This is a genomic window from Streptomyces sp. NRRL B-24085 (assembly GCF_001282115.1).
Classification (GTDB): domain Bacteria; phylum Actinomycetota; class Actinomycetes; order Streptomycetales; family Streptomycetaceae; genus Streptomyces.
The window spans coordinates 1-5,685 of the sequence record NZ_LJBR01000245.1; the positions used below are offsets into that span (position 1 = coordinate 1).

Sequence of the window (5,685 nt, forward strand, 5' to 3'; positions counted from 1 at the left end):
TCCCGTGACCGACCCGGGGCCGTGGGGACGGGGAAGGGGCGCGGCAGCCGAGGGGGGTGCCGCGCCCCACCGCGTTCCACCGCGGCGGGCTTGTCAGACCTCTCCGCCCAGCAGGCGGCGGGTGGTCTCCACGCCCCACTGGTCCAGGGACAGCAGGCGGTCGCTCGACGCCATCAGGCCGCCCGTGTTCTCCACGTGGGCGGCCCAGCGCTCGCGGGTCTCCACGGCCGGGCGGGCCATGAGGCAGTCGGGGTCGTTGACCCAGAGCCGGCCGTGCTGCCACTGGCGGGCGGCGCCGGTGAACTCGGCGGCGTCCTGGCCCGGTTGGCTGTAGTCGCCGGCCTCCGGGCGGCGGTGCGGGGCCGTGTCGGGGCTGACCCGCATCGCGTCGAACAGGCCGACGGAGGGCAGGACGGGCGCCCCGCAGCCCAGCAGGTAGGCGTCCTCGCCGATGGCCCCGCGGATCAGCTCGATTCCGGAGCGGTACGCCGTGAGCGCGTCCGCGGCGGAGTGCCGTACGCCGTCCAGCGCGCCCGCGTAGAGGAAGTCGGCCTTGAAGTAGTCGTAGCCCTCGGCGACCAGGGTCCTGAAGACCGACGCCAGGTACTCGGCCGCCTCGGGGTGGGTGGTGTCCAGGACGCACAGGTCGTGGCCCCAGTTGCGGCCGGCGTGCAGGAAGCCTCCGTCGAGGTCCTCGACCAGCCAGTCGGGGTGCTCGGCGGCCAGGTCGCCGGCCGGGTCGACCAGGAAGGGTGCCGTCCAGATGCCGGCCCGGCGGCCCCGCGCGCGGATCGCGTCGGCGATGCCCGCGCGGGAGCGGAAGCGGCCGGAGAGGGTGAGCCAGTCGCCGAGGGCCTTCTGGTAGCCGTCGTCGATCTGGACGACGTCCACGGGCAGGTCGAGGGTCTCCATCGCACGGAGGTTCTCGTGGATGTCGTCCTCGGTGACGTCGGTGAAGTACTCGTACCAGGAGCACCAGACGGTGGGCGCCGGACGCGGGGACCGGACCCCGAGCCCGGCGGCCCACTCGCCCAGCACCGACTGGATGTCCGTGCCCGTGAACTCGTCCACCGGGCCGTCGGCGGAGACCTCGGCGGTGGCGCCGTCCACGGTGAGGCGGATCGACGGGACCGCACGCGTGGGGTCCGGCGCCGCCCACAGCCGTACCGGTGACCCGTCGCCCGGGTCGAGCGCCAGCAGCCCCTCGCCCTGGAAGGCGCCCTCGGGCACGGTGACGCCCGGCCGGTAGCAGACCGTCGCCCAGTTGTCGTTCGTCGGGCGGTACGGCTTGTCACCGAGGGCGTATGTGCCGCTGGGGCTCCAGGACTGCCAGCCCTCCTCGTGGACGCGGGCCCTGCGCGGGTCCACGGGCACCGAGGCGAGCGGGGTGAAGGGGTGGGGCACGGTGGTTCTCTCTCGGGTGCGGGCGGTCAGCCCTTGTTGGCGCCGAGGGTCAGTCCGCTGACGAACTGGCGCTGGAGCGCGAAGTAGACGATCAGTGTCGGGATGGCGGTGAGCAGGGCACCGGCGGCGACCAGGTTGGGGTCGGTGAAGTACTGGCCGGAGAGGTTGTTCAGCGCCGAGGTGATCGGCATGTTCTCGCCGGTGGAGATCAGCACGATGGCCCAGAAGAAGTCGTTGTAGATCCAGATGGACAGCAACGTCGCCAGGGCGGCCATCGCGGGCTTGCACAGCGGCAGCACGATCTGCCAGTACATGCGCCACACCGAGGCACCGTCGACCAGGGCGGCCTCGGTCAGCTCGTGGGGCAGCATCCGCATGTAGTTGGACAGTACGAAGGCGCAGAAGCCGGACTGGAACGCCACGTGGATCAGGACCAGGCCGAGCGCGGAGTCGTACAGCTTGCCGCTCATCGTGATGCCGGGCAGGTCGATGAGCAGGTACATGCGGTACAGCGGGGTGATGATGACCTGCTGGGGCAGCAGGTTGCCGGCGGTGAAGACCAGCAGCAGGAAGATGTTGAGCCGGAAGTCGAAGCGGGAGACGTAGAAGGCCACCATCGAGGAGACCAGCAGGGTCAGCAGCACGGCCGGGATCGCAATGATCAGCGTGTTCCCGAAGTAGTGCAGCATGTCGGACTGCTCGAAGGCGTTGGTGAAGTTGTCCAGGCTCAGCTTGTCGGGCCAGGACACGTAGCCCTTGGTGCTGGTCTCGGCGTAGGGGCGCAGGGCCGCGAAGACCGCCCACAGCAGCGGCGCGAGCCAGGCCAGCGAGGTGACGACCAGGAACACGTGCAGCAGGACGCGGGCCGGGCGGACGGGGGTGCGCTGCTTGGCCGGCGCGGTCAGGGTGCTCATGCGCGCCGCTCCTTCCGGAAGGTCGCGATCAGGTAGGGGATGATGACGACCAGCGAGATCACCAGCAGGACCACGGCGATCGCGGAGCCGTAACCGATCCGGCTGGACTCGCCGATGATGTTGTTGGTGATCAGGATCGACAGCAGTTCGGTGCCCTGGGCGCCCTTGTTGAAGACGAACACCAGGTCGAAGGCGCGCAGCGCCTCGATGATCGTGACGACCAGGACGACGGTGTTGGTGGGGCGCAGGGTGGGGAAGATGACGTTCTTGAACGTCTGCCACTCGTTCGCGCCGTCCAGCGAGGACGCCTCGCGCAGGGAGGGGTCCACGCCCTTGAGGCCGGCCAGGTAGAGGATCATCATGTAGCCGGTGTGGCGCCAGGACGCGGCGATCAGCACGGCCCACAGGTTGAGCTTGGGGTCGCCGATCCAGTCGATGTAGTGGCCGGGCTTGTTCGCCCCGATCAGGCTGTTGATCAGTCCGGTGTCGGGGTTGTAGACGAGCTGCCACACGAACCCGGTGACCGCGAGGGAGACCACGACCGGCAGGAAGAACGCGGTCTGGTAGACGCGGGAGAAGCGGATGTTCTTGTCGAGCTGCACGGCCAGGAACAGGCCCAGGGGCGTGGGGATCAGGATGAGCACCACGAACCAGACGACGTTGTGCTCCAGGGCGGGCCAGAACTGCGGGTTGTCGGTGAAGAGCTGACGGAAGTTGTCCAGCCCCACCCACTTGATGGAGTCGAAGCCGATCCCGTCCCAGCTCGTGAAGGCCAGAGCGATCGAGGCCAGCGCGGTGACCCAGACCAGGGCCACGTGCAGGACCGTGGGCACGCCCGCCATGAAGGCGAGCGTGATCCGGTCACGACGGGTCAGCAGGCGCTTGTGGCCGCGCGGGACCCGCTTGACAGGGGCAGCGCCCGGAGGCGGCACAGCGGCCGCCTCCGGGCTCTTCTCGGTGATGTCGGTAGTCATTCAGCCGCTCAGCTCAGGAGGACGCGAAGATCGTCTTCTTCTGGCGTTCGATCGAGGACAGCAGACTGTCGACGCCCTTGGGGTTCTGGAGGAACTTCTGCAGGGAGGGCTGCATCACCGTCGAGGTGAAGTCCGGACGCGAGTCACGGTCCATGAACTGGGTCAGGCTCTTGGCGCCGGAGATCATCTCGTACGCCTTCTTCTGCAGCGGCGTGTAGGACGAGGTGTCGGCCTTGCTGGAGGCGGCCACCACGCTGGAGTCGGCCTTGAGGTAGATCTGCTCCGCCTCCGGGGTGCCCAGGTACTCCAGGAGCTTGGTCACGCCGGCCTTGTTCTTGGGCGCCTTGGAGACCATGAAGCCGTCGGTGGGCGCCTCCACGGTGTCCTGCCCGTACGCCGGGTTGATCTCCGGGAAGGCGAAGAAGTCCAGGTCGTCCAGGTCGGCCTTGTTCGTGAACTGCTGCGCCACGAAGGAGCCCAGCAGGTACATGCCCGCCTTCTTGGACACCAGCGTCTGCGCCGCGTCCTGCCAGGTGCGGCCCATGAAGCCGTCCTGGTGGTAGGGCAGCAGCTCGGCCCAGTGGTCGAAGGCCGCCTTGACCTTCGCGTCCGTCCACGCCGCCTTGCCCGCCATCAGCTCGACGTGGAAGTCGTAGCCGTTGAGCCGGAAGTTGATCTGGTCGAAGGTGCCCATCGCCGGCCAGGCGTCCTTGTCGCCGAACGCGATCGGGACCAGTCCGTCCTTCTTCATCCGCTTGCACAGCGCGACCAGCTCGTCCCACGTGGTGGGGACCTCGTAGCCGTGCTGGGCGAAGACGCTCTTGCGGTAGAAGATCGCCCACGGATACGTGTACAGCGGCACGAAGTAGTACTTGCCGTCCGCGCCCTTGGAGAGCTTCTTCATGGCGTCCGGGAAGTTGGCGCCGATCTTCTGCCACACGTCGTCTATCGGCGAGGCGAGGTTCTTCGCGGCGAAGAACTGCATCCGGTAGCCCGCGAACCAGTTGAACACGTCGTCCGGCGTGCCCTGGAGGTAGGAGTTGATCTGCTCCTGGAACGTGTTGTGGTCCTTGGTGTTCACGTCGACCGTGATCCCGGACTGCTTCTTGAACGCCGCGTAGATCTCCGCGAACGCCTTCTTCGGCACCGCGTCCGACGCGTTCGACCCCAGCGTCACCGTCTTCGGGTCGCTGGAGCTGCCACTGCCGCCGCAAGCGGACAGCAACGGGATACCCGCCCCCAACAGGGCGGCACCCCCCACCCCCTTGAGCACACCGCGGCGGCTGGGCGAGGGGAGGGAAGACGAGAGGTCACGCATGGACGGCTCCTGAAGGCAGGGGTTCAGTCATGGAGGGGCTCGGAGACCAGTCGTAATCGACCAGAAACCAACTTGACCGAACACGGTGGCGCAATGACAGCGTTATGTCAGGTCATGCGTCAATAGCTTTCGAACTGATTTGTCGAAACGTGACCGACATCCCTGCCTCCCGGTGACCCGGGAGCCTCGCCGCCGACCCGCTGTTCAGTTGTGGGCGGCGAAGGCCTTGGAGAAGGCGAACGGGCCCTGCACGACCGAGCTGCACGTCGCGTCCGCGGAGGGCTTCGCACCGCCGGGGCACTGCTTGTCCCGGGTGGCGGACCACATCGACAGCCAGCCGAGCCCCTTCGCCCTGGCGAAGGTCACGAGCTGACCGGCGTCCTCGACCGTGAAGACCTCCGACGCCACGTCGTTGACCCCGATCATGGGGGTGACGGCGACCGCTTTCCAGGCCGCGCTGTCGGACAGTCCGAGGACACCCTTGACCTGCGCCTGGGTGGCGGTGGCGGCCTGCTCGGCGTACGTGCCCATGTCGCCGCTGTACGCGGGCCCGTAGTCCATCGCCATGATGTTGACGGTGTCGATGCGCACGCCGTTGGACTTGGCGTTCGCGAGCAGGTCCACGCCGTCCTGGGTGAGGCCCTCGGGCATCACGGGCAGGGTGAAGGAGACGTCCAGGTCCGGGTGGTCCTGTTGGATCCTGGCGATCGCCTGCGCCCGCCGGGTGTTCGCCGCCGTGTTCGGCAGCGCCCCGCCCTCCACGTCGAAGTCGACCTTGGTCAGGTCGTACGCGTCCACGACCTTGCCGTACGCCGCCGCGAGCGCGTCCGCCGAGGAGCAGGTGGTGGCCAGCTCGGAGCCGGAGGCACCGCCGAAGGAGACCCGGACGTCGCCGCCCTTCGCCCGCAGCGCGCCGATCTGGCCCGCGACCGCGTCGCTCGCCAGATCGCTGACCCCGCCCCACTTGGGGGTGCAGCCGCCGCCGTCGGTGACGAAGGCGAGGTTGTAGTCCTTCACGCCGGTGGCGTCGACGGCGGCCAGGAGGTCGAAGGCGGGGTGCAGGGAGATGTCGACG

The 5,685-nt window shown here is 68.4% G+C and carries 5 protein-coding genes; all 5 read right to left on the bottom strand.

Annotated features, from left to right (window positions below):
- Positions 1-93 precede the first annotated feature (93 nt).
- The gene (locus AOJ26_RS25420) at positions 94-1,404 is read right to left on the bottom strand and encodes a glycoside hydrolase family 36 protein (protein ID WP_053850670.1); all 1,311 of its coding nucleotides are present in this window, start codon (positions 1,402-1,404) and stop codon (positions 94-96) included.
- Positions 1,405-1,430: 26 nt separating this feature from the next.
- A complete protein-coding gene (locus AOJ26_RS25425; RefSeq protein ID WP_053850671.1) occupies positions 1,431-2,318 on the bottom strand; it encodes a carbohydrate ABC transporter permease in 888 nt (295 codons plus the stop codon).
- Positions 2,315-3,292 (bottom strand): carbohydrate ABC transporter permease, encoded by a 978-nt coding sequence (locus AOJ26_RS25430; protein WP_053850672.1) that lies wholly within the window; start codon positions 3,290-3,292, stop codon positions 2,315-2,317. Before AOJ26_RS25430 ends, AOJ26_RS25425 begins: the two co-directional genes overlap by 4 nt.
- A gap of 13 nt (positions 3,293-3,305) precedes the next feature.
- Positions 3,306-4,610, bottom strand: coding sequence for an ABC transporter substrate-binding protein (locus AOJ26_RS25435; protein WP_053850673.1), 1,305 nt, complete (start codon positions 4,608-4,610; stop codon positions 3,306-3,308).
- Positions 4,611-4,814: 204 nt separating this feature from the next.
- The coding region (locus AOJ26_RS25440) for a chitinase (protein ID WP_199828873.1) at positions 4,815-5,685 on the bottom strand (871 nt) is incomplete at its 5' end.

What these genes read in the sequence shown, in the direction of transcription:
- AOJ26_RS25425 (WP_053850671.1), bottom strand. Translation starts at nt 2,318, where the DNA reads ATGAGCACCCTGACCGCGCCGGCCAAGCAGCGCACCCCCGTCCGCCCG.
- AOJ26_RS25430 (WP_053850672.1), bottom strand. Translation starts at nt 3,292, where the DNA reads ATGACTACCGACATCACCGAGAAGAGCCCGGAGGCGGCCGCTGTGCCG.
- AOJ26_RS25435 (WP_053850673.1), bottom strand. Translation starts at nt 4,610, where the DNA reads ATGCGTGACCTCTCGTCTTCCCTCCCCTCGCCCAGCCGCCGCGGTGTG.